This is a genomic window from Acidobacteriota bacterium, from assembly GCA_016196065.1.
In the GTDB taxonomy this organism is placed as follows: domain Bacteria; phylum Acidobacteriota; class Terriglobia; order Terriglobales; family Acidobacteriaceae; genus Acidiflorens.
The window spans coordinates 534,686-556,854 of record JACPYL010000025.1 but is presented as its reverse complement, the minus strand read 5'-3'; the positions used below and the strand labels follow the sequence as shown (position 1 = coordinate 556,854).

Here is a 22,169-nt window from a genome sequence, read left to right as displayed (position 1 = left end):
GATTGCGAGCCTATTTCAGCGACTTCGGTTCCGACTTGTTCCTGGGCGAGTGTGTGTTGAGCACCGAGAGCAGTTCCTTCGCTGAAGCGGGAACACCGACTTTACCGAGCCTCACAATCTCACGGGCGCTGGCTTTCTTGCCATATAGCTTTTCGTTCGCACGGTTGTCAGGACGCAGCGTGGAACCTTCCAGCGAAACGCCCGCGAACAAACCGCGCGAACGGGAATAGGAGAGAATTTCCGCCCGCATCACGACATCGGTTGCACCAGTGGCTGCTCGGCCCTTCGGTCCAGCTGCTGCTGCTGCGTCTGCTCCCAGCTTCACTTTGCTCCCCATCAGGCTGGACGCGCCCCGTGGATTCATGACCAGCAAAACAAAATCAGTCGCCTGCCCTCCCAGCTGAAATCCGATGTTGCCGCCTTCGAGCGCATACAGTGCGGGTGCGCTCCACGAGCCCGTGAAGTGCTGTCCCGTGCGGCAGGTCATTACTCCGCGGCCGTAGCTGCCGCCGATTCCGATGGCAAGTTTTTTTACAGACGGCAAAACGATGACGCACTCGGCACGGTCGAGCAGATCTTTGGGAATGTTGTCGGGGATATCGACAATCTCTTTCATTACCTGTCCGGACTCTTCGACCCTGTCCGTTTCCTTTTCGCTGTCGGCAGCCAGCGGCAAAACCACAACAAAAATCGAGAGAAGAGCAGTCAGCACTTTTTTCATGGAATCTCCCAAACCAGGAAAAATATCCTGGGAATATATGGAACCTTACGCCACGTTCGGGTGCTGCGCACCGGTCTTCGAGGGCCCACCTCTGTGGAAAAACCTCGCAGGGGATTTTACCGTGAATTGGCGGTTCCCAACTCATTGAATGGGCTATGTTTAAAGTCCACACCGGGCGCGTACTCCTTTTGTAACTTGGACTCGCGCCCCTATACAGCCTAGAGTCGGTCCAACGCTGTTTTGAGGGTCTTCGGCCCCTGGCGTGCATCGAACGATATGAAGCGTGTCCCACACGCTTCAGGAAGCAGGGCAGTACCCAGAATGAAGAAGTTCGAACAGTTCGGGCTGGTCATTACCGCGGCGCTGATCACTTGCGCGTCCGCCATGGGGCAAAGTAGCGTTCCTGCGGTTCCCGCACTTGCGGCTGCGTCCACTTATACCGCTTATACCGCAGCGATGACCACCGACGGCGGAGTCGATGGCGCCGACGAACCAATCCTGACCATTAAGAAGCGTGTGGATGAAGTCAACGTCCTGTTTATCGCGACCGACCGCCACGGCAAATTCGTACGCAATTTGAACCAGGCTGATTTTGCGATTCTCGATGATCACAAGCCGGTGCAGTCCATCTCGAACTTTCGGCGTGAGACTGATCTTCCCCTGCGCATGGGGCTCCTGGTAGATATGAGCGCGTCCGTTCACGGACGATTTGATTTTGAGAAAGAAGCCGCTACCGGTTTTCTGAGACACGTCCTTCGCAAAGGCTACGATCAGGCGTTCGTCGTAGGGTTCAACAAGAACAGCCACATGACTCAGGATTTCACCGACGATGTGGCCCTGCTATCCACCGGTGTTCAAGAACTCCGGGGCAGCGGCGGGACTGCTCTTTATGACGCCATCTACAAAGCCTGCCAGGAAAAGCTGCACGAGCGTGCGGACCATCCGATTCGCAAGGCGATCATCGTCGTCAGCGATGGCGAGGACAATCAGAGTGAAGTGACGCGAGCCCAGGCGATCGAAATGGCGCAGCGCTCTGAAGTATTGATTTACGCGATTTCTACCGACGACAGCGGCTTGATCCTGCGGGGAGACAAAGTGCTGGAAGACATCGCGTCAGCGACCGGCGGACGCGCCTTCTTCCCGTTCAAGATGAAGGACATCACCCACTCCTTTGCAGCGATCGAAGACGAACTCCGCAGCCAGTACGCAGTCTCCTACAAGCCGTCCGATTTCGACGCGGATGGCCGCTACCGCTCGATTGAAATTACTGCAGTCAACAAGAAAGACCTGCAAGTCCGCGCCCGTCGCGGATACTACGCTCCACGCCAGTAATCCGGTTCGCAATCGCGCTCTTGTCAATCTACAAAAGGCCGAACACGCTCAGCAGTTTCTGCGCTGGGACGTAGACCTTGCCGTTGGCAACGGTCGGCACCACGAACTTTACGGAAGTCCCGGGATTGTCTCGCGTCTGATTTTGGCTCGAGTTATAGAGTTCCGTACTCAGGTTCGTGGCATCGTACGCATGCAGCACTTCCGGAGCGTGATCGGTCTGCAGGGCCCACACGATTCCGTTCGTTGTGCCATTCGCTGAGATCGAAGGCGTTGTCCCCGGATAGTTGAAGAACGTGCCCGTATTGGAAGTCGGCGTTGTCGAAAGCAATCCGGCTACCGGATCGAAACTGAACGCTTTCAAGTTATCGCCCACTCCGCCAAAATAGACATTGTTGTTCCAGAATGCCGGCATACCCCACATTCCACCCACCGCGCCCGGTAGATTCTGGATGATCTGGCTATCGTCGTTGGGATTGAATTTTCCCATGCGATTGCGGTTGGTCACGTAGACCGTTCCCTCTTTTCCGACCTGCACAAGCAAAGGTTTCTTCTTCGGGCGATCCGGGATCAGGAGCACGCCTCCGGAACCGAGGTCGGTGTCAGTGTCTTGCAGGAATTTCTGATCATGCGGAGTGAAATAGTCTTTGGCGATCAGCTTACCCGCCTTGTTAAACCCAAGCTTGACGATGGTGTCGCCGTAGTTGCTGCCGCCAAAATTCTTGTCAAAGTCTCCATTGCCGCTGGAAAGGTAGAGCAAGTCGCGTGAATCTGCTGCAATCCCGGCGCCCGCCTGCCAGAATCCGCCTAGTCCGCCCGTCGGAGTGGAGTTCCAGACGCTTTTTTGCTGGAGCGTTTGCGCGTCATAGGCCATCACCCATCCATGGTAAGGGCCGATGTCGCAATGCGACGCCCACGCAATGTACACGACGCCGTTCTGTACCAGGAGTGCGGCGCGTTGCGCTTCGCGGTGCGGTTCAAACGCAACACCTTTTAATGTCGCCTGCACCGCAACGGGCCCGCCGAATTTCTCCGCGCCAGTGGTGATGTCGATCGCGTGCACTTTGTGGACGAACTGTCCGTTGTCCTTGGTCTTCGTCACGAGGTACAAGGTTTGCGTGGAGAGATCGATTGCGGGAGTGCCGGTAATCCCGATTTCAGGGACCAAGTCATTGCAGCCGACATCACCGCTGGTGACGACGCCAATTCCTGCCCCCGGGTTGAGAAAGCTCACCTGCCACAAAGGGGACGCATTGCCGCCTGTCTTGTTGTCGGCATCGAATGCGTACAGGGTGTCGTGCTCGGTGGCGACATAAACCACATTGTGAGTGCCCTTGCCCGGGATATTCACGTTCGGCACGACCAACGGCTGCGCGTAGACGTAACCATCCACTGTTTGCGAGAACAGTTTTCCGAACTTCGCAGTTGTCACGTTCGCGGGCGTGAGTATGGTCTCGCCCGTGTTCTGGCCAGTGCGATAGTTGTCGTTATGCTGAGTTAGTACAGCCACCTGCGCAAAGGCACAGCACGACAGGCAAAGAGCAACGAGCAGGGAGAAAGCAGTCGATCGCAAAGTCATCAGGATTCCTTCGTCTACGGCCTGAATTGGGAGAGTCCAAGACGGGTGGAGGGAACTCTCAAATATGGCATCGAGTGTCGTTGATGCTCCCGCCGGATGTCAAGAAAAACGGCGCGGAGAGCCATGTTTCTGGGAAATAGGAAGTGCGCAACTTCTTGCGGCTGCCGCGGGAAATTCTTGAAACGATGTCGTTCGCGCGCCCTTGGTCCGACTGTGCGAAAAATGCCTGGCTTCGAACGTCCGCCGAAGTACCAGCATCAAGGCCTCCATTGCGTCCGCCCGGCCCATATGCTACCGTCCCCTTGAATCCGCATCGAGGTGAAATTTCCATGGTCTGGATCGTTCTCGGCGTCCTAGTTCTCTTCGGCTTTTTTCTCATCGGGATGTACAACAGTCTGGTCCAGTTGCGCGTGCGCTCGGACTCCGCCTGGTCTGACATTGATGTGCAACTGAAGCGGCGCCATGACCTGATTCCCAATCTGGTCGAAACCGTAAAGGGATATGCAACGCACGAAAAAGGGACCTTCGAAAACATCGCGAAATACCGCTCCATGGCGATGCAGGCCACCGGGCCAGCCGACAAAGCGGCGGCGGAGAATCAGCTTACCGGCGCTCTGAAGAGCCTTTTCGCGGTGGCGGAAAACTATCCGCAGTTGCAGGCGGCACAGGAATTCACGCAACTCCAGAACTCGCTCAGCGAGATCGAAGACGCGATTCAGAATTCGCGGCGCTACTACAACGCGGTCGTGCGCGACCTGAACACGAAAATCCAGTCCTTCCCCACCAATATTCTGGCGGGAATGTTTGGATTCCAGCAGAAACAATTCTTCGAAACAGCGGCCGCGGACCGGGAGCCAGTCGCGGTGAAATTCTAAAATGTCACAAAGAAGACACAGCTCTAGGACTTTCTTTGCGTCCGCCGTGTCCTCTGTGGTGAAGATTTTGTGCGTGCTGATGCTCGGCAGTGTCCCGAGTATCAGTGCAGCACAGTCCCGCAACTGGCGCATCGCCGATTTCAAAGACACGATCTCGATCAGCGCGGATGGCAGCGCCCTGATCAGCGAAAAAATCACTCTGGTCTTTGTGGGCCAGTGGCACGGCATCCATCGCACCATTCCCGTCGAATACCCCGGTCCGCACGGAACGAACTACACGCTTTTTCTCGACGTCAAAAGTGTGACCAGCGAAGATGGCTCCAAGCTGAAATATGACTCGAGTAAATCGGGCGACTTCCGCGACTTAAAGATCTTTATTCCCGGCGCGGAAGACGCGACCCGAGTGGTCAACATCGACTACCTCGTCCGCAACGGCATCCGCGCGTTTGATGATCACGATGAGTTTTACTGGAACGTAACCGGCAACGATTGGCCGGTTCCGATTGACCACGCGTCCGCATTTGTTACGTTTCCGGATGGCGCCGCGAACGGGCTACGGGCGCAAGCCTTTACAGGGTTGTACGGATCCGCGGAGCGGGGTGCGACCTCTGAAGTAAGAGGCGCCGACGCGACTTTTGAAACAAACAACCCTCTCTCCATGCGGGAGGGAATGACCATCGATATCTTCATTCCGAAAGGAATTCTCAAAGAAACCAGCGCCTTGACGAAGTTTTTCTGGTTTCTCGGAAGCAACCCGATCGTCTTCTTACCGTTTCTCACTTTCGCCGTGATGTTTGGGCTGTGGCACACGGTGGGGAAAGATCCAGATCCGGGCGTCTCCGTCGCTCCACTCTACGAGCCGCCGAAAGGATTCACGCCTGCTGAAGTAGGAACGCTGATTGACGACTCCACCGATCCACGCGACATTACATCGACGATCGTGGATCTTGCCGTGCGCGGATATATCAAGATCGAGGAGAAAGTCGATACCTTCCTGGTTTTCAAGAAGAAGGACTATCTGTTTCACCTCTTGAAGCCGCGCGAACAGTGGGGCAGCGATGTGTGTCCGCACGAGCGCGTGATGCTGGAGAATGTTTTCGCCGGCGGCAGCGAGACGCGACTCTCGGAATTGAAGAACCGTTTCTACACCGCCATTCCGATCATCCAGCAGGACATCATGGCGGCGCTGAAGACCAAGGGCATGTACATGCTCGATCCAGGTTCCGCTAACGGATACAGTATCGTCGCCGTGGTCGTGATCGGTCTTCTCATCGCCGGCCTGCAATATCTGGGATGGATGAATCTCTTCAATTCCGTCCCGCTCTTGATTGGAGTTGGACTGATTTCAGCTGGGGTATGGTGGTTGTTTGCGCGCGAGATGACTGCGAAGACGGTGCTAGGAGCGCGCACGGTAGTCGCGGTTCTCGGCTTCCAGGAATTCATGAATCGCGTCGACGCCGATCGCATTAAACGCTTGCCTCCTGACACGTTCGAAAAATATCTGGCGTACGCGATGGCCCTGGGAGTCGAACAGCACTGGGCGCAAGCCTTTGCCGGAATCATCAAGGACCCGCCCAACTGGTACGTTGGATCGACGCCCTATTCCGGATTCAATCCAATCTTCTTCTCGAGTTCCATGCACAGCATGGCGTCCGATATGCACCAGGTCTTCGTGTCTGCTCCGCGATCGAGTTCTTCAGGTTCAGGATTCAGCGGTGGCGGGGGTGGGGGATTCTCCGGCGGCGGCTTCGGCGGCGGTGGCGGCAGCGCATTCTAGCGTCTCACCGAAACTAGTATCTATTTCTTCGTGGGCACTTCCGGTGCCATATCCTGCGGAAAGCTTTTCAATCCAACTTCACGTGAATGCGAAGTAGTCTTTTTGGCTTCATCCGTCAGGTTCTCGGTGAGCGTGCCCTTGAGGACGTAGTAGGCTTCGTCGCCAGCGTTCTTCCCGTCGCCTCGCTCCACGGTTCCGCGAAACTCGAACCAGACTCCGTGCACTGGTTTCGTGGAGAAGGTGAGCTTTTGTCCATCGAGTTTGCCCTGCTTGAAGAAGTGGTCGAGAATCGCACCGCGATCGGTGTCGCTGTCGCCAATCCGCGATACGAAGCCCGTGACATTGCCCTCGTCTTCGACCGTGATTTGCACAAACTCTCCGTCCCGCAGGAAGTAGTACATGCCGGAATATTCCGCTCCTGGCTGGACCGGAGCCGGCTTGCTATTCTGCGCGGCACTCGTGAGAATGGCAAAGATAACAAAACAAATCAGTTGTGATGAATGACGAAGCATCTTGTCACCAAACTCCTGCTCACTAAGATGCCGATTCGCTGTCCAACCTAGTCGATTGGGGCAGGTCGCGTCGGCTATAATCTTGCTACAGAATAGCCGTCCGGAGCGATTGCGGAAAGCCGCTTCGGATCCCGCCTTTCGGGACTGCCACCCGAAGGAGTTCGCTGAGTAGCGGATTTTGGAACGGGCCTGGGACCTCGAAAGGAATTCCTTGAACCTACTGCTGGAACTGGAACCTCGTCGGCGCGCATTTTGGAGCAGCGTGGCAGCCGCTCTCCGGCCCGTGCGTCCCGTTCGTGAAAGCGAACTCGGCTTGTGGCGCGACGTATTTGTACGCCAAGGCATGCCCTGGGGACGCTTCGTACAGTCGGTGATCCTGCATTCCGGCGCGCTCGCATTGATTTGGATCGTCAGTTTGTCCTGGCTCCGTCAGCAACAAATTGTGGCTACGCCCGAATTTGATCACTCGGAAGTCATCACCTACACGCCGGAAGAATATCTGCCGCCGCTCGACACCGGCGTTACTGATCCGGCCCCGCCCGCAAAGGGCGATCCCGTATTCGCAAAGCAGCCGATCTTATCGGTGCCGAAGGAAGCCGACAATCGCAGGCAGACCATCGTCGCGCCGCCGGATGTGCGGCTCAATCACGATGTGCCTTTGCCGAACATGATTGCCATGTCAACGCCCGCGCCGGTTGTTCCGATCGATGCGACCAAGGCTCCACTCCGGCGGTTGGCAACTCCAGACACCCAGATCGTCGCTCCTGCTCCACAACTCGATAGCGCGCAAAATCGCGTGGTTCGTAGTGCTTTGACCACTTCGATTATCGATCCGCCGCCCGAGGTGAAGACAACCAGAACGCGGGGCATGTCCGGCCCCGACACTTCGGTTGTCGAGCCTCCGCCGGACGTAGCGCGATCGACCATGGGACGCGTGGGTGCTGTGAACATCGGGCCAAGCCAGGTCGTTGCACCGGCTCCGCAGCTGAATATCCCCGCGCAACATACTGTTTCTGGACGCGGCACCGGCGGCTTGCCCGGTGGCGGCATCCAAGCCGTCGCGCCCCCACCGAGCATGGGTGGCGGCGGAGCAGCGGGATCTTCGGGTCGATTGATCGCGTTGGGGATTCATCCTGTCGCGCCATCCGGGCCAGTTGCTACGCCGGGCGGAAATCGCCGGGGAGCATTTGCGGCCAATCCTTCCGGCAAGGCGGGTGCAGCGGGAACTCCCGGTTCGGCGAATGGGTCGAGCACAGGAGCATCCGGCAACGGAACGAATGGCAGCACGGCGGGTCTGCGTGGACGCGAAAATGGGTCCTTGCCCAGCGGGTTACATGTGGGAGCAGCCGATTCAGCTTCCGGCGTGGCGTCGAACGGGAATGCCCGCGAGATGGCGAGCGCCACTCCGCCTCGTGTTGGCGGCAAGGCTGCACCTGTATCGGAAGATAAAGCCACTGATGTTGACCGGCAGGTATTCGGCGCGAAGCGATTTTATTCCATGACCTCGAATACGCCGAACCTCAATTCCTCGACCGGCAGTTGGGTGATTCGTTTCGCGGAACTCAAGGCCAACCAGCGCCCCGGAGAACTGAGCGCGCCCGATGCGATCCAGAAATCCGATCCGGGATATCCGATCGAACTGATGCGTGCAAACGTGCAGGGCACCGTCACGCTCTACGCGATCATCCATTCGGACGGCACGGTTGGAGAAATTCGCGTTCTTACCAGCCCCGACGACCGGCTCGACGCGCTTGCCAAAAGCGCGTTGGCTCGTTGGAAGTTTCGCCCCGCCACCAAGGACGGACAGCCTGTCGCGCTCGAAGCCGTGGTGGTGATCCCATTTCGAGCGAAGCGTACGAATTTCTGAAGGTCAGAGTGAGAAGGCGAATGCGCTACGAGCTTCGAGCCGCGAGCTTGGAGCAAATCTGTTCGCTACCGGCCCGCGCAGGAGTTTCACCTCTGCAATCTGACCTCTTACCTCTGACCTGAACTCAGTTCCAGCGTGCTTTCGATGCTCGCCGAATGCTGGGCAGAATGGCTTCCAGGTAAGAGATCACCGCTTCCAAACGTTTCGGTTCCGACAACGTGGTCAGCAGATTCTGTTTAAAGTCGAGATCCAGCGGGAGTGATCCCGCGAGCAGGAAGGAAAGGTGCTCGCCATTGTCCTTCGGGGCGGTGCTGTCGGATCCCGCAAGCTTTGCAATTTCCGAATGCAGGCGCATGGCCTGCTGCACGAGTTGCGAAGAGGGCGTCCCCGGCTCGTCTTCGATCACGGTAAACTCCGCCTCGAGGAACGTCCGTTCTTCATGGACCTGCAACACTTCGAAACGCTCGACTCCGCGCGTCAGGATATCCATGCGGCCATCGTCATAGCGATTGGTCACTTCAACGATTTCCGCCGTGCAACCGATCTCAGCGACACCGTCGGAAGAAGCTCGCACCACTCCGAAGGGCTTCTTCTCGTCCAGACACTCCGCAATCATTTCCTTGTAGCGCGGTTCGAAGACGTGCAAAGGCAGAGGAGCGCCCGGCAACAGCACAAGATCCAGCGGAAATAGAGGCAGCAACAAACTCACGGAGGCTCCTGCGGTGATTTTACGCCAGTGGTTGACTGGGCTGTGCTCCGCGGGATACAAGGGTCAACCATGGAGATGCAAGGAAAAGTTGTCGTCGTAACCGGCGCTTCGATGGGAATTGGGGAAGCGATCGCCAAGGTGTTTGCGGAACAGGGAGCGAGTGTCGTATTGCTGGCGCGCGACGCCAGTCGCGCCGAAGCGGCTCGCAGCCGGATCGGAAACCTCGACCGGACCATCGCACTGGCCTGCGACGTGCGGCATCGGGAAGAAATCGATCGCGCGCTTGGCCTGACGTTACATCACTTCCAACGTATCGATGTCTGGATCAACAACGCCGGCGTCGGCATGCGCGATACCGTCGCAGACATGGACATGGCAGCGTGCCGCGAACTCTTCGATACGAATTTCTTCGGTACCATCGCGAGCATGCAGGCCGTGGTTCCAGCGATGCGAGCGAGCGGTGGTGGAGCCATCATCAACATTTCCAGCGTCGCGGGCCACATCCCATTGGCGTCGAGCGCGATCTATTCGGCCAGCAAATTCGCCATGAATGCAATTGGCAAGGCCGCGCGGTTAGAACTGCAGCGCGACAACATCCACGTGCTGACCGTGTGCCCAGGATATGTCGCGACCGGTTTCAGCCAGAACATGATTGCGCGCCGGCAAGGCAATACGCGTCCCCAGGGTGTAACCGGGATCTCGTCAGAACGAGTGGCACGCGCGGTCTACAACGGATATCGCAAGCAGAAACGTGAAGTCATCGTCCCCTGGACCATGCATCCGGCGGTGAAGCTCTATCAAATATTTCCCGGCGTAGTCGAGTGGGGAATGATGAAGATGCTGAAACGGGCACAATCTGAAAAATCAGACTGAACATGTCGCGGGAGTGGTTGGCCCTCCATCAGACAAGCTTCCAGTCCAACTCACGGCCGCAGCGAAGAAACATCCCAAAACAGCAAGGGCGCGTTGCGCCGGCTGGTCGGCCGGCGAACGCGCCTCTTGTCCTTCCACTCAAGGAAATTAAATGCTTGCCCCCGCCGATGCGGTCCTGGCCATCGGAGAAGCGACTGCTTCCAGCGCCCGGGCGAAGTACGCCCGATACGACCGGTAGATCGCAACCATGACCGGCAATGCCAGTAAGGCTGCTATCCAACCGATATGCTGACTCGCTGAGCTCAGCATCGACGTCACGCCCGCGCTGACCACGTAGTATGGGAATGACATCTGCGCGATGTTGGCCCAGATCCGGCGCACCGCTCCACCATCGGTTAAGGCTACGATGACGGAAACGGGCAACGTCTGGCCCAGGAAGAAGGTGGCGGTGGTGGCGGCCATCAGCAGCGGTGCTGATACCCACCTCATTCCATTCAGCGCTTGCAGATGGAACAGTAACCCGGCGGCGCCGCTCGAGAACGTCATCAGGCTGACGTTAAAGAGCACGCGAACCGGTTTCACCCTGGTGCCATCCTTCGGCAGAGTTTGCATGATTGCGCATGCGCAAGCGATCAGGATCGACTCGGTCGCGCTGAGTGCGATCACCGACAGCAGTAAGAAGGGCAGGTTCACCGACATATTCCCAGTGACACCTGGGATCGTCATCTTCAGCCGCGAGGTACCTACTGCGGCGAGCAGTAGAGTCATCGCCAGCAACGGATGCCAACCCTGTCCCTGGATCATTGCGTTGCCACTTATCGCGGCTGCCGCAAGAGCCATAAATCCGATGAATATCTTCGCAAGTCGTGTGTAAGTCATTTTTCTCTCCTTTCCTTCCGGTTGCACACGACTCGTTACTCTTCACCCTCAATATCGATCGAGCTTGCGTCGACGGCGTCCACGGCAGAACTGCCCCAGACTACGCTGGTGGCGCTGTCAACCGAGCTGCCCCAAACCACGCTGAAGCCGCTCATGATGTTGCTGCCCCACACCACCGACGTGCCCCAGACCACAGAGCTGCCGCTGACGTTGGTGCCCCAAACCACTGAGTTGCCCCAGACCACAGAACTGCCCCACACCACCGACGTACCCCAAACTACGGAGTTGCCGTTGACGATGGATACGGTTCCGGTCGTCGGGTTATAGACCGCGCTCGGAGAAAGTGCCGATGCCGTGGCTGCGGGCGCCATGTCCGTGCTCGCCAGGGCGGCCGCAACGTCCATGTATCCGGCTCCCACGGTGAACACGTCATAGTAAGAAGTGAAAGTCTCACCCGTAGTGAGATCCAGCGAGATAGAAGAAGTCGGGAAAGTCTTGTACGCGGTCTTCATCAGGCGCGCCTTGACTTGATCCGGCTTCATATTCGGGTTCTGCTGCAGCAGAAGCGCAACGGCACCGGCAACAGCGGGCGTCGCCATGCTGGTTCCGCTCAGCACAAAGTAGGGACGTGAGTTACCCCACGAGGCACCGCTCGAATTCTTCTTGTTCTGCGGATACTTGGCTTCGAGCGTGCTGCCATGGTCAATGGTTGAGACGATCGAGTTGCCCGGTGCGACGAGATCCGGCTTTACCACGTGGTCAAACGTGGTCGGCCCTTTCGAGCTGTAGCTGGCGATGGTATCGTCCAGGCGCGAACCAGTATTCATGGTTTTCATCGCGCCCACCGTCAGTACCAGCGGATCGTTGCCCGGAGCCGTCACGGTTCCGTAGCCATTGCTGCCGTTGAGACTGAGGCGGCCGTAGTTGCCGGACGCCACCACGACCACGATTCCTGCGCGCCACGCCGATTCCACGGCCTGGCACAGAGGATCATTGACATAGCTAGTCGAGATACCGCGTCCGAGTGACAGGTTGATCACGCGGATGTTGTAGGTGGTCTTCAATTGGATCGCGCGTTGAATGGCCGCGATCACCATGCTGTCCGATCCAGATCCATTGCCGTCGAGCACGCGAAGATCGATGATATTAACGTTCGGCGCCATTCCGTCGAACCGTCCGCCGGATTGCGCACCATTCGATCCGACGATGCCCGCCACGTGTGTGCCGTGGCCATAGAGGTCCCACTTGGCACCGTTACCATTGGTGTTCACGGTTCCGGTGAAGTCCTGGTGATAGACCACCCGCGACACCGTGCCGGTGGAGTCCATCAGGTCCTGGTGATTGTCGTTGACACCGCTATCGATGACAGCAACGCCGATCCCGGAGCCATCCAGGCTCAGGTTGCGTGCGCTGCTAACCCCAACGGCCGCGTCGGTGAGATCATCCATTGCCTTCAACGGACGATCCGGAGAGATGAAGGCCACGTCGCTGTCGTTGGCCAGAGCGCGAATCGCGGCCGGCGACATCGTGAACACGCCTGCTTTCACGAACGACAGAGTCCGGTTCAGCTTTGCACCCCGTCCCTGTGCCCGCGAGAACTGCGCTGTAGTCGGAGCATTCTTGTATTGGACGATGACGCGCATCGCTCCGCCCTTGCCCAGCATCGCGGAAAGGTCGGCCGACATCTTGGCATGGAAGTTAGGACCACCGTCGCCATCCAGCACCGGGCGGGCGGCCTGCGCGAACGCCAGATTCGCGATCAACAGGAAGGACATCAGCAACAAGGAACGCCCGCCGCCCCACGCGGCGCCGTGACGCTCGTTTCGCTTGTTTGACTTCTTCTTTCGTTGTGCAGTCATGTTTCCTTTCGTCCTTTGCGGCGAACAAAGCCCGCTACAACTCAGCCCTACTAGTGCACGGGCGTCGCCAACTAGCCAGCTCTAAGTTGTTGATTATGCAGATAGATGGATGGTGGGTGCCAAGGCCAATCAGGCCACTTTGTCCCCTCGCAAGGGCGTTGCGCCATTTTGTCCCATGGCTCATGGGCGCGCCGGTTACCAGAGTTACCTCAAACGGAGTTACCAGGTTAGCGCGGTAAGCAGGGAGATGTGGATCGCGCAATCGAGACTCCGGCAGCAGCGGCGTAGGCCTTTGCCAGTGAGTCTTCGATTCGTGCCGGAACGCGGGGCAATGACGCCATCAGGCGGCGCGTGTAGGCGTGGGACGGTTCCGTGAATATCTGTGCGGTTGGTCCGCACTCCACGATCTGGCCTTCGTTTAGGATCGCAATCCTCTGGCAGATCCCAGCCACCGACGGCAGGTCGTGCGAAATGTACAAAATCGACATGCCAATCTCGCGATTCAATTGGACGAACAATTCCAATATTTCCGACTGAGTGATCACGTCGAGAGCGCTGGTTGCTTCATCCGCCACCAGAAGGGCCGGGCGGTGCATCACGGCCATGGCGATCAGCACCCGCTGTGCCTGGCCCACACTCAGTTGTGCCGAATACTTGCGCAGGAAGTCGGGGTCGGCGGGCAAACTGACGCTCGTCATCGCCGACTTGATCGCCGAATCGCAATCTGTGCCGGCAACAGCATGAGCGCGCCACGCTTCCCTGAGCTGCGTTCGAATCCGAAGCGCCGGGTTGAGCGAGGACAGCGGACTCTGCAATACCAGGCTGAGGGATCGTCCACGCATTCCACGCAGGTCCCGTTCCCGCATCGCCAGCAGATCCGTACCTTGAAACACGATGCTGCCTTCCACCGTCGCCCGCTTGCGGCTCAGCAGACCAAGAATAGCCATGGCCAACGTGCTTTTGCCCGAGCCGCTCTGTCCGACCAGACCCAGGATTTCGCCGGGAGCAATGTCCAACGCAACATTGTTCAGCACCGGCGCCTTCCCAGGGTAACGGACCGTAACCCGCGCGGAGAGCAGAGTTTGGGGTGTTTCGATCATCGACTCGCCTGAGCATTCGAACGTAGGGTGAGGCGTTCGGCGTTCCAGTAAGTCTGCGGACTCAGAATAACCGGCGTCGCACCCTCCACCGAGGTGGACACCGCAGAGAGCGCATCCTTGTTGACGAGATAGAGGAATGGCGCCTGTTCGACCACGATTTCCTGCACACGATCGAATGCCGCCTTGCGTTTCTTCGGATCCATTCCGGAAGCCTGCGCGCGCATCAGACGGTCAATCTCCGCTTCCCACGCGGTCTCGGGAGATTTCTGCTGCGGATTCCAGGCGTGATCCTCCGCCGAGCTCAGCCAGATGTTCATCTGCCCATTCGGATCGAGGTCCACATTCTGAAATCCCAACACGGCGGCCTCGTAGTTGAACTTCTGCGCGATACGTTCCAGGAGCGACGGAAAATCCAGCGTGACTACGTTCACCTTGATGCCGATCTTGCCGAGATCCTCCTGAATCATGACGGCCATGCGCTCGCGGGATTTGTTGCCCGCATTGGTCACGATAGAAAACTCAACGGCGTTTCCGCCTTTGTCGCGCAAAGAGCCGTTCTGACGAGTGAATCCATCCGCCTGCAACCGCTGGAGAGCCGCATCGGGAGCGTACGATTGCGCCCTAAGCTTGCTGTTGAACCAGAACTTGTTCGCTGGAGAAACCGGACCCACTCCGGGTTGCGCGTGTCCATTGAACACGACACGGCTCAGGTCCGCGCGATTGATGGCTTCTGAGACGGCCCGCCGAAAATTCGTCGAGCGAAACCAGTTCCGCTTGTACTCCGGAATTGGAGCGTTCGCGACCTGATTGAACCACAGGAATTCGGAATCAAGCGATGCACCTGCGTCATGCACCGCCGAGGGAGAACTCGCCGCCAGCCGGTCATAGTATTCCGTGTCGATGGAGTTGATGAGGTCAAGCTCCCCGCGCCGGAAACGGAGCGCCTCGACGTCGCGATTGGGCTGAATGTCCAGCCGGATCGAATCCAGATAGGGCAACGGCCGGCCCTGTGCGTCCTTTTTCCAGTAGTTCGGGTTGCGTTTCAGGAGCACGCTGGATCCCGGTTTGTATTCCGAGACCATGAATGGCCCCAGCACCGCCGCTTCCTTTTTCGGAGAAAGCGACGACATGATGCCTACCTGATCGAAGAGCGCTGCGATGCCAATCACGGGAGCTGAGAACGTAACCGAGATATGGTTCGGACCAAGGATCCTGGTCGCGACCGTGCCGTTGCCCGAACGGAAAGCGTCTCCGGTCGAAGAGTGCAATGCTGGATCCATCAACCGGCTGACCGTGTAAGCAACATCCACCGCGGAGAACGCAGTACCGTCGGAAAACCGGACACCGGAACGCAGCTTGAACGTAATCTCCCGGCCATCTTTCGAAGCCTTCCAGGACTCTGCCAGTCCCGGCTCCAGAGCCTGCGTCTGGCGGTTGACGCGTACTAATACCCCACCGGTCAAGTAGCGGATCGCGAGCGACGCGTCGTCGTCAACCTTGGCTGGATCGAATGTTTTCGGCTCGGCTCGCAGACAGAAGCGCAGTTCATTGGCATTCTGGGCGGAAGCGATGGCAGCCAGGAGAGACAGGGTAATAAGAATCCTTAAAAAAATGCGGCGGCAGATCATACGGCCACCTCCTCTTTCGACAAAAGCATTTGGAACGATGTCATGACGACGATCAGCAGCAGCAAAGGCACCAGTCGCCACGGTTCCTCGCGGAAGGAGACAAGTCCTTCCAATTCGCGCAACAAACTTCCCCACGAAGGCAACGGCTCCGCTACGCCGAGGCCGAGAATCCCCAGGTTGGCCTCACTCAAGATGAAAACTGGGATAGAAATCCAGAACTGCGCGTACAAAACGGGTTTGAGGTTGGGAAGCACATGAACGAAGAAAAGCCGCGATCCATGCAAGCCCGACGCACGGGCCTGCACGACAAAATCGGAACTCCGCAGCGATTGCGCGCTGGTACAAAGCACGCGTGCCGATGCGGCCCATCCCAGCAGCCCAAGGATGAGAAACGTAATCATCACGGAAAATACCGGCGAAACATTCAGAGGCAGAATGGCGCGGACCGTAATCAGCAGGAAAAGCCAGGGCAGAGACAGGAACAAATCTGTCAGCCCCGTCGCCAGCCGTAGCCAGGCGCCACCTAGATATCCCGCCAGACCACCCACCAATGCTGCCAACAGAGTTGAAATCAAGGCCGCGGCCGGTGCTAAGAGAAGTGAAATGCGAGTGCCGTAGAGCACTCGCGCAAAGCGGTCGCGGCCGATTTCGTCCGTGCCTAACAGATGCTGTCGCGAAGGTGGAGAACCGGGCGCTTCCCGAAACTGTTTGGCGTATCCCGCAGACGCAAGCCATGGCGCAGCCAGCGACGCCGCGCACACGATCAGCATCACGGCACACGCCAGCGTGCGGGCAGCGTTCATGCCTCCCGAGACCTCACCATGTAAACAATTACATCCGCGCTGGAATTTGCCAGCAAGGTAACCAGCGTAACGAGCGCCGTCAGATTGACCAGCAATGGCAGATCGCGTGCCAAAGCTGCCTGCCAGGCGAGTTGTCCGATGCCCGGGAGACCGCACAGCGACTCGACGGGAATACTTGCTCCCAGAGCAATGCTTACCGTGATGCCAGCGAGCGCGATCATCTGCGGGCCCGCCACGGGCAGCACATGCCAGAACAAGATGCGCAGTTCCCCTAAGCCTCTAGCCCGTGCCGCCGTGATGTGGGGCATGCCATATGCTTTCGCCAGCAGGTTTCGGGTGTAGCGATAAATTTTGGGAAACACGATGAAGGCGATCGCCAGGTATCCCGGTGCATTGAAGATTACGGACAGTAGCGCCAGCACCGCGGCGGGGATACACAGGAATGCCCCGCTGACCGTGGTCCCGAGAATTTCGTAGGCTGCGAATCGCGTTAGAGATACCGCGAAGGCCAAGGCCGTCGCCAGAAGCCATCCCATCAACAATCCAATCCCCGCTACCTTCAACGTGACCGGCCAGCGATCGCGGAGCAGCGTCCGCACCGGCTGTCCCAGGGCGTGCGAGACGCCCAAGTCGCCATGCAACGCTCCCTGCAAATACGAGGTGTAGTAGCGCAGCACGTTGTGCTCGCCGGATCGAGATTCCTGCAGGGCGCGCACGCTTTCTGCGCTGAGATGAGGATCAAACTGATGTTCGTCGGTATCGAAGCCTGGGGCGAAGCGAACCAGCGTCGCGGAGATCAGTCCTCCGAGCAGGACGATCCCTGCGATGGACAAAAGGTGACGGCCGATTCTCCACAGCAGCATGGCAGGTTCCTAGTTCACCGTTGCGCTGCGAGCATTGGAATCCGGTGGCTGGGTTTCGCGCTCCAGTTCTTCGTGGTGAATCTGCTTGACGGAATACATGCGACGGTCGGCCGCTCCCAGCAACTGTTCCAGGTCGAAGCCGTCTTCTGGGCAAAATGAAGTACCGACGCTCAGGCCAATCATGTTCCGGCCTGCGATTTTCTTTCCGGCAGAGACTGCGAGTTGGTTCAGGCGATGCGCTTTTTCTTCCGCTGCTGCTGGTTTCATGCCGGGTGCGACAATGACGAATTCGTCGCCGCCCATGCGGGCTACGTAGTCGTAGCCACGGCACAAATCCTGCAACTGCCCGGCAAAGTCGCGCAACAGGTTGTCGCCTTCGAGATGGCCGTAAAGATCGTTGATCTGCTTGAAGTTGTCCAAGTCGCAGACCATGACCGCGAGCGCTGTGCCGGTGCGGCGGCATCGCGCCAACTCACGCGCCAGATGCACGAACAGGGAACGCGCGTTCGGCAATCCCGTCAGGTAATCGGTGGTCGCGGAGTTTTCCGCCTGCGCATACTTCAGCGCATTTTCCACGGACAGTGCAATTTTCGGAGTCACGCCCAAAAGGATTCGCAAATGGTCGGGCGTGAACGCGTCCTGATCCGCGCGGTACATCGCCAGCACGCCGACGACTCCATTCATTCCTTCCAGCGGTACCGCCAGTGCCGATCGCAAGGTCGTGTATTTTCCGTGTTCCTGCACGTATCCAGTTTCCATTTGCGGATTGCCATTCAGGATCGGCTTGCGTTGCTCAGCCACCCATCCGCATAGGCCTTCGCCCACGCGAAGGTTCAGGGAAGAAAGAATTCGGAAGTTATCGCCGCTGACCAGTTCCGGCACCAGCACGCCGCTCTTGTTCAGGAATACGACCATCGAATCGTAGGGAATAAGGCGTCGCAGCCGCATCGACAGCACAGAAAGTGTTTCTCCCAGGCTCAGCGAGTTGCCCAGATCCTGGCTGAGTTCGAACATGGTCTGCGCTTCCTGACGGGCCGCCGCAATCGAAGCCAGAAAATTGCTGTCGCCTCCGATCCCACCAGAGGTCTCTTCAAATCCGGTTGCCGGCGCAGATTGGTTGCCTGTCTGAATCTTGCACGACGCGCCGCGGGCGGTATTTTGCGGCAGTGCCTGCACCATCTTTTCGAGGTCGACGTAATGCCGCTTCAGAACCTCGATCACCTTTGGGTCGAACGACGTCCCAGAACGCGCGGAGATTCTTTCCATGGCATGGGCCAGCGGCAGGGCGTTGCGCTGTTGGCCATCGGATACCAGCGCGTCGAGCGAGTCGACTGCCGCCAGAATACGCGCGCCCATCGGAATTTGTTCGCCTTTCAATCCGTCGGGATACCCGCTGCCATCCCACTTTTCGTGGTGTGCACGGACAATCGGCGCCACCGGATATGGGAACGCCACCCGTTCCAGAATGTCTGCGCCCACAATTGGGTGGATCTTTACTTTCTCGAATTCTTCCGGCGTCAGCTTTCCCGGCTTGTTAATGATGTGCTCGGGAACAGCCAGCTTTCCGATATCGTGCAGCAACGCCGCCGCCCGTAGCGCCTCAATCTCCGGCTCCGGCAGACCCAGTTCTTGCGCAATCGACACCGTAAATAAGCGCAGGCGCTGCAAATGTTCTTGTGCGGTGTGATCCTTGGCCTCAATGGCGAGCGCGAGCGCTTCGATGGTGCGTAAGTGCAGGGATGCGACATCTTCCACTTGCTGCTTCTGGACTTGAACCAGGTTTTTCTCTGCTTCGAGCTTGCCGAGATACAACCGGTAGGAGCGATAGACCCAGTAGATCGGCAGCAGGACGAGCAGCGCCGTCTGCCATCCCGCGTAGCGGTTGACGAATCCCACTGTAAATACGACTGCGGCCCCCACCAGGTAGTAGGGAAACGACCAGAAATGACAGTCCGACCAGACTTTTCGCGCCGACTTGCCCTCTGTCAGCGAGATGATTATTGCCACCGGTAGGGTATTGGCGAGGAAGAATACCAGCGCCGTGATCGCCAGCAGCACGGGCGTTCTCTCTCCGACGAATCCGGCAAGTTGATGGTAGGTGAAGAAGGAAAGCGCAATCGCATTCGCCATCATGAAGACGTTGAACACGACCTTGGTCGCAACAATTTTTTGCCGCGCTTGCCAAAAAGACTGGACGAGCGCAGCCGTGCAGCCGATGAGAAGCGTTTCCGGCAGGCTAAGTTCGAGTACTCCCAACAAGATGAAGAGGAAATTGACGGACATCGTGCCGTCGAGGCCAGGGATTTGAATTTTCAGACTGGACGCCAGCACCGCGATGATCAGGTAGCAAACGAAACGCTCCAGCTCAGTGTTCTGCCAATGCGCGAGCGCATAGGCAAACACCGACGCCCCGGCCGCCGCCGTCATTCCGATGAACAATGTCGCCCGCTTAGACATGCTTTCGGATACCGAACACCGCTCAGACATGAGCTACCGCGCTGTCATCGGCATGAGCCGGCGACCGCGGCGCCCCAGTCCACTCCGGCAGATTTCCCCCGCGCTTTAAGCGGGTAAATGGCTGCCATCGTTGCAGAAAGTTTAGAGCAGTGGAGGAGGCTTACCTATTTACCAAAGTAACCGCCGGCCGCGCAGTTTTCGCAGCGGTAAAGAACGGTGGGACAATTTTGCAGAGGAGGAACTTAATCCCCAAGTCACGTTACTTCGGTGTTCCAGCCGGAGGCTAAGGCATACGAGAAACGGAGGACAATATGTCAGCATCGACTGCAAGGAACGCCGCGGGAGTTCTCCGTCGCGACCCTGAAGTCAGCGGAATTGGTCCGGCCCGAAGCTGTCGGCGAGTCCGGCGCAGGCCAGGACCACAAGTTTTGCTATGGTTCAACCAGTCGAGAAGACCCCACATCCCGTCGCCGAGGAACGACGCGGACGTGCGCCTTCTGCGGCGTGTAACCGCCCTCTTTCAGCCGACATCTTCGATCAACTGCAGGACGCGTTTCTTACTACTGACCTGCAAGGCAACATTACTGCGTGCAACAAAGGCGTAAGCCTGTATGGCTATGCTCCCGAGGAACTTCTCGGCAAGAACATCGCAGGTCTTTATCGGCCCGAAGAGCAAGTGTTCTTAGCCCGTCAGGTAATTCCCACCGTACTTGAGAAGGGCAGGTTCGAGGGCGAACTGCGTTCTCGTGCTAAGTCCGGCGAAGATGTTTTTGCGCATCTCTCGATCACGCTGCTGCGGGATTCGGATTCCATCCCCCTTGGCATGGCGGTTCTGGCGATCGACATTACCGACAAAAAGTTGCTGGAACGCGCTTTTGAATCAGGCCCGGCAAGGTCAGCTCCAGCGGCTGCCATCCCGTCTGAGATCATCCGCAGGGAAATCGATGGAACCCAGTTCCTCATGGCCAGTCCCCTGATGCACAAATTCATGGGCATGGTGGATCGGGTTGCGGGACACACGGAAACCGTGCTCGTGGTCGGCGAAACCGGAACCGGCAAGGAATTGGTCGCGCGGACCATCCATGAATCTTCGCATCGCCGCAACCGGCCCCTGATTGATATCAACTGTGCCGCCCTTCCCGAGCACCTCGTTGAAAGCGAACTCTTCGGCTATGAAAAGGGCGCCTTCAGCGGCGCCGACGCCTCCAAGGCGGGCCTGTTCGAGCTCGCCGACAAAGGCACAATATTCCTCGACGAAATCGGAGAACTGCAGACTCAGATCCAGGTCAAGCTTTTGCGTGTTCTCGACGGGGCGCCCTATTACCGGTTGGGCGGCCATCGCAAGATTACAGTCGACGTGCGGGTGGTCGCGGCCACCAACCAGGATCTCGAACTTGCGGTGAAAGAGGGAAAGTTCCGCAAGGATCTCTATCACCGCTTGAGCCAGTTTCAGTTGCGCGTTCCACCTCTTCGCGAGCGCCCCGAAGACATCGTTGCGCTCGCCCAGCATTTTCTCCAACTGAAGGTGCCGGGGAAGACCTTCACCGAGGAAGCTCTGGCCGCGCTGGTGTCCTGCGACTGGCCGGGCAACATTCGCGAACTAAGGAATCTAGTCGCACAGTTGGCGATGGCGGGCACGGGCAAGCAGATCGGTCTCGCCGAGGTGCAAGAAGAGTTGTCCGGGGAAAGACCTGCCGCAGTTTCTGCGGGCCAGGCAATGCCCCTCGGCAATCTGGAAAACATGGAAGAGCAGATGATCATCAGCGCTCTTGAGCGCACCGGTGGACATCGTGCCCAGGCCGCCGAACAACTGGGGATATCGCGCCGTACCTTGAGCCGCAAACTGCGCGAATACGATATCGACGTGGCGGCCGGAGATCGGCCGGCCACTCTGGGAAAGATCAGTCTTGAACAGCAGAAGTTCTTCCGCGCCAAAGTGAACTTGTCCGTTACGCTTCAAAATTTGCATGGCAAGGAGTGCCAGGCACAGGCCGTGAACCTGAGTACCGGCGGCATGGGCCTGGATAGTATTCCTGACCCGGTTGCGTTCACCGGATTGCTCGGAGTCAGCTTTGTTTTGCCGGACAGCGAAACCGTAATCCAGGCGAAAGGCCGTCTGGTTTGGGCCGACGTAGGAGGGAAAGCCGGTCTGCGCTTTGTCGTGATTGAGCCGACGCTTTTTGAACACCTGCAGCACTGGACGAACCGCAAAATGAAAGACGAAGGCTGGGAATTTACGTCGTAAGGCCGAGTAACTCGCTTTTCTGTTCGCAGGCGATAGGCGCAGCCACGAGATACGCAAAGAATGGCTTGCGAAGATAACAAACAATACGTTGAT

General features: G+C 58.0%; 17 protein-coding genes. 6 read left to right on the top strand and 11 right to left on the bottom strand.

All coding sequences use genetic code 11. The annotated features are described in order from the left end of the window. Positions 1-10 precede the first annotated feature (10 nt). A complete protein-coding gene (locus tag HY010_20225; GenBank protein ID MBI3478066.1) occupies positions 11-721 on the bottom strand; it encodes a lipid-binding SYLF domain-containing protein in 711 nt (236 codons plus the stop codon). A 276-nt stretch (positions 722-997) separates the two neighbouring features. Between HY010_20225 and HY010_20220 the strand changes: the two genes are divergently transcribed. Further along, complete coding sequence (locus HY010_20220) at positions 998-2,053, top strand: VWA domain-containing protein (protein ID MBI3478065.1); 1,056 nt, start codon at positions 998-1,000, stop codon at positions 2,051-2,053. A gap of 28 nt (positions 2,054-2,081) precedes the next feature. Here HY010_20220 and HY010_20215 read toward each other — a convergent pair whose 3' ends face one another. Continuing rightward, complete coding sequence (locus HY010_20215) at positions 2,082-3,629, bottom strand: PQQ-binding-like beta-propeller repeat protein (protein MBI3478064.1); 1,548 nt, start codon at positions 3,627-3,629, stop codon at positions 2,082-2,084. 329 nt (positions 3,630-3,958) lie between these two features. Between HY010_20215 and HY010_20210 the strand changes: the two genes are divergently transcribed. Next, a complete protein-coding gene (locus tag HY010_20210; protein MBI3478063.1) occupies positions 3,959-4,504 on the top strand; it encodes a LemA family protein in 546 nt (181 codons plus the stop codon). Positions 4,505-4,550: 46 nt separating this feature from the next. After that, entirely contained in the window at positions 4,551-6,281 is a 1,731-nt protein-coding gene (locus HY010_20205; protein MBI3478062.1) for a DUF2207 domain-containing protein, read from the top strand. 20 nt (positions 6,282-6,301) lie between these two features. Here the strand turns inward: HY010_20205 and HY010_20200 are convergent, their stop codons facing one another. After that, on the bottom strand, positions 6,302-6,793 hold the full coding sequence (locus HY010_20200) for a hypothetical protein (GenBank protein MBI3478061.1): 492 nt from the start codon (positions 6,791-6,793) through the stop codon (positions 6,302-6,304). Between the two features lie 262 nt (positions 6,794-7,055). Between HY010_20200 and HY010_20195 the strand changes: the two genes are divergently transcribed. After that, positions 7,056-8,660, top strand: a complete 1,605-nt coding sequence (locus tag HY010_20195) for a TonB family protein (protein ID MBI3478060.1) — start codon at positions 7,056-7,058, stop codon at positions 8,658-8,660. A gap of 124 nt (positions 8,661-8,784) precedes the next feature. Here HY010_20195 and HY010_20190 read toward each other — a convergent pair whose 3' ends face one another. Next, positions 8,785-9,369: an LON peptidase substrate-binding domain-containing protein gene (locus HY010_20190; protein ID MBI3478059.1), complete on the bottom strand. Its 585-nt coding sequence runs from the start codon at positions 9,367-9,369 to the stop codon at positions 8,785-8,787. A gap of 69 nt (positions 9,370-9,438) precedes the next feature. Here HY010_20190 and HY010_20185 point away from each other — a divergent pair, with 69 nt between their 5' ends. Then, entirely contained in the window at positions 9,439-10,242 is an 804-nt protein-coding gene (locus HY010_20185) for an SDR family NAD(P)-dependent oxidoreductase (protein MBI3478058.1), read from the top strand. A 147-nt stretch (positions 10,243-10,389) separates the two neighbouring features. On the opposite strand, the gene HY010_20180 is transcribed toward HY010_20185, so the two are convergent. From HY010_20180 to HY010_20150, 7 genes are all read right to left on the bottom strand, one after another. Next, entirely contained in the window at positions 10,390-11,121 is a 732-nt protein-coding gene (locus HY010_20180) for a hypothetical protein (GenBank protein MBI3478057.1), read from the bottom strand. Positions 11,122-11,156: 35 nt separating this feature from the next. Then, a complete protein-coding gene (locus HY010_20175) occupies positions 11,157-12,980 on the bottom strand; it encodes a S8 family peptidase (protein MBI3478056.1) in 1,824 nt (607 codons plus the stop codon). 227 nt (positions 12,981-13,207) lie between these two features. Further along, positions 13,208-14,080, bottom strand: coding sequence for an ABC transporter ATP-binding protein (locus HY010_20170; GenBank protein MBI3478055.1), 873 nt, complete (start codon positions 14,078-14,080; stop codon positions 13,208-13,210). Beyond that, positions 14,077-15,708, bottom strand: a complete 1,632-nt coding sequence (locus tag HY010_20165; protein MBI3478054.1) for an ABC transporter substrate-binding protein — start codon at positions 15,706-15,708, stop codon at positions 14,077-14,079. The genes HY010_20170 and HY010_20165 overlap by 4 nt, the downstream gene beginning before the upstream one ends. Next, complete coding sequence (locus tag HY010_20160; GenBank protein ID MBI3478053.1) at positions 15,705-16,511, bottom strand: ABC transporter permease; 807 nt, start codon at positions 16,509-16,511, stop codon at positions 15,705-15,707. The genes HY010_20165 and HY010_20160 overlap by 4 nt, the downstream gene beginning before the upstream one ends. Continuing rightward, a complete protein-coding gene (locus HY010_20155) occupies positions 16,508-17,374 on the bottom strand; it encodes an ABC transporter permease (protein MBI3478052.1) in 867 nt (288 codons plus the stop codon). Before HY010_20155 ends, HY010_20160 begins: the two co-directional genes overlap by 4 nt. Positions 17,375-17,383: 9 nt before the next feature. Next, on the bottom strand, positions 17,384-19,831 hold the full coding sequence (locus HY010_20150; GenBank protein ID MBI3478051.1) for a diguanylate cyclase: 2,448 nt from the start codon (positions 19,829-19,831) through the stop codon (positions 17,384-17,386). Positions 19,832-20,264: 433 nt separating this feature from the next. On the opposite strand from HY010_20150, the gene HY010_20145 reads away from it, so the two are divergent. Then, the gene (locus tag HY010_20145) at positions 20,265-22,076 is read left to right on the top strand and encodes a sigma 54-interacting transcriptional regulator (protein MBI3478050.1); all 1,812 of its coding nucleotides are present in this window, start codon (positions 20,265-20,267) and stop codon (positions 22,074-22,076) included. Positions 22,077-22,169 lie beyond the last annotated feature (93 nt).

Coding starts and splice junctions, on each gene's coding strand:
- HY010_20225 (MBI3478066.1), bottom strand. CDS start 721: ATGAAAAAAGTGCTGACTGCTCTTCTCTCGATTTTTGTTGTGGTTTTG.
- HY010_20220 (MBI3478065.1), top strand. CDS start 998: ATGAAGCGTGTCCCACACGCTTCAGGAAGCAGGGCAGTACCCAGAATG.
- HY010_20215 (MBI3478064.1), bottom strand. CDS start 3,629: ATGACTTTGCGATCGACTGCTTTCTCCCTGCTCGTTGCTCTTTGCCTG.
- HY010_20210 (MBI3478063.1), top strand. CDS start 3,959: ATGGTCTGGATCGTTCTCGGCGTCCTAGTTCTCTTCGGCTTTTTTCTC.
- HY010_20200 (MBI3478061.1), bottom strand. CDS start 6,793: ATGCTTCGTCATTCATCACAACTGATTTGTTTTGTTATCTTTGCCATT.
- HY010_20185 (MBI3478058.1), top strand. CDS start 9,439: ATGGAGATGCAAGGAAAAGTTGTCGTCGTAACCGGCGCTTCGATGGGA.
- HY010_20180 (MBI3478057.1), bottom strand. CDS start 11,121: ATGACTTACACACGACTTGCGAAGATATTCATCGGATTTATGGCTCTT.
- HY010_20175 (MBI3478056.1), bottom strand. CDS start 12,980: ATGACTGCACAACGAAAGAAGAAGTCAAACAAGCGAAACGAGCGTCAC.
- HY010_20170 (MBI3478055.1), bottom strand. CDS start 14,080: ATGATCGAAACACCCCAAACTCTGCTCTCCGCGCGGGTTACGGTCCGT.
- HY010_20165 (MBI3478054.1), bottom strand. CDS start 15,708: ATGATCTGCCGCCGCATTTTTTTAAGGATTCTTATTACCCTGTCTCTC.
- HY010_20160 (MBI3478053.1), bottom strand. CDS start 16,511: ATGAACGCTGCCCGCACGCTGGCGTGTGCCGTGATGCTGATCGTGTGC.
- HY010_20155 (MBI3478052.1), bottom strand. CDS start 17,374: ATGCTGCTGTGGAGAATCGGCCGTCACCTTTTGTCCATCGCAGGGATC.
- HY010_20150 (MBI3478051.1), bottom strand. CDS start 19,831: ATGTCTAAGCGGGCGACATTGTTCATCGGAATGACGGCGGCGGCCGGG.
- HY010_20145 (MBI3478050.1), top strand. CDS start 20,265: ATGGTTCAACCAGTCGAGAAGACCCCACATCCCGTCGCCGAGGAACGA.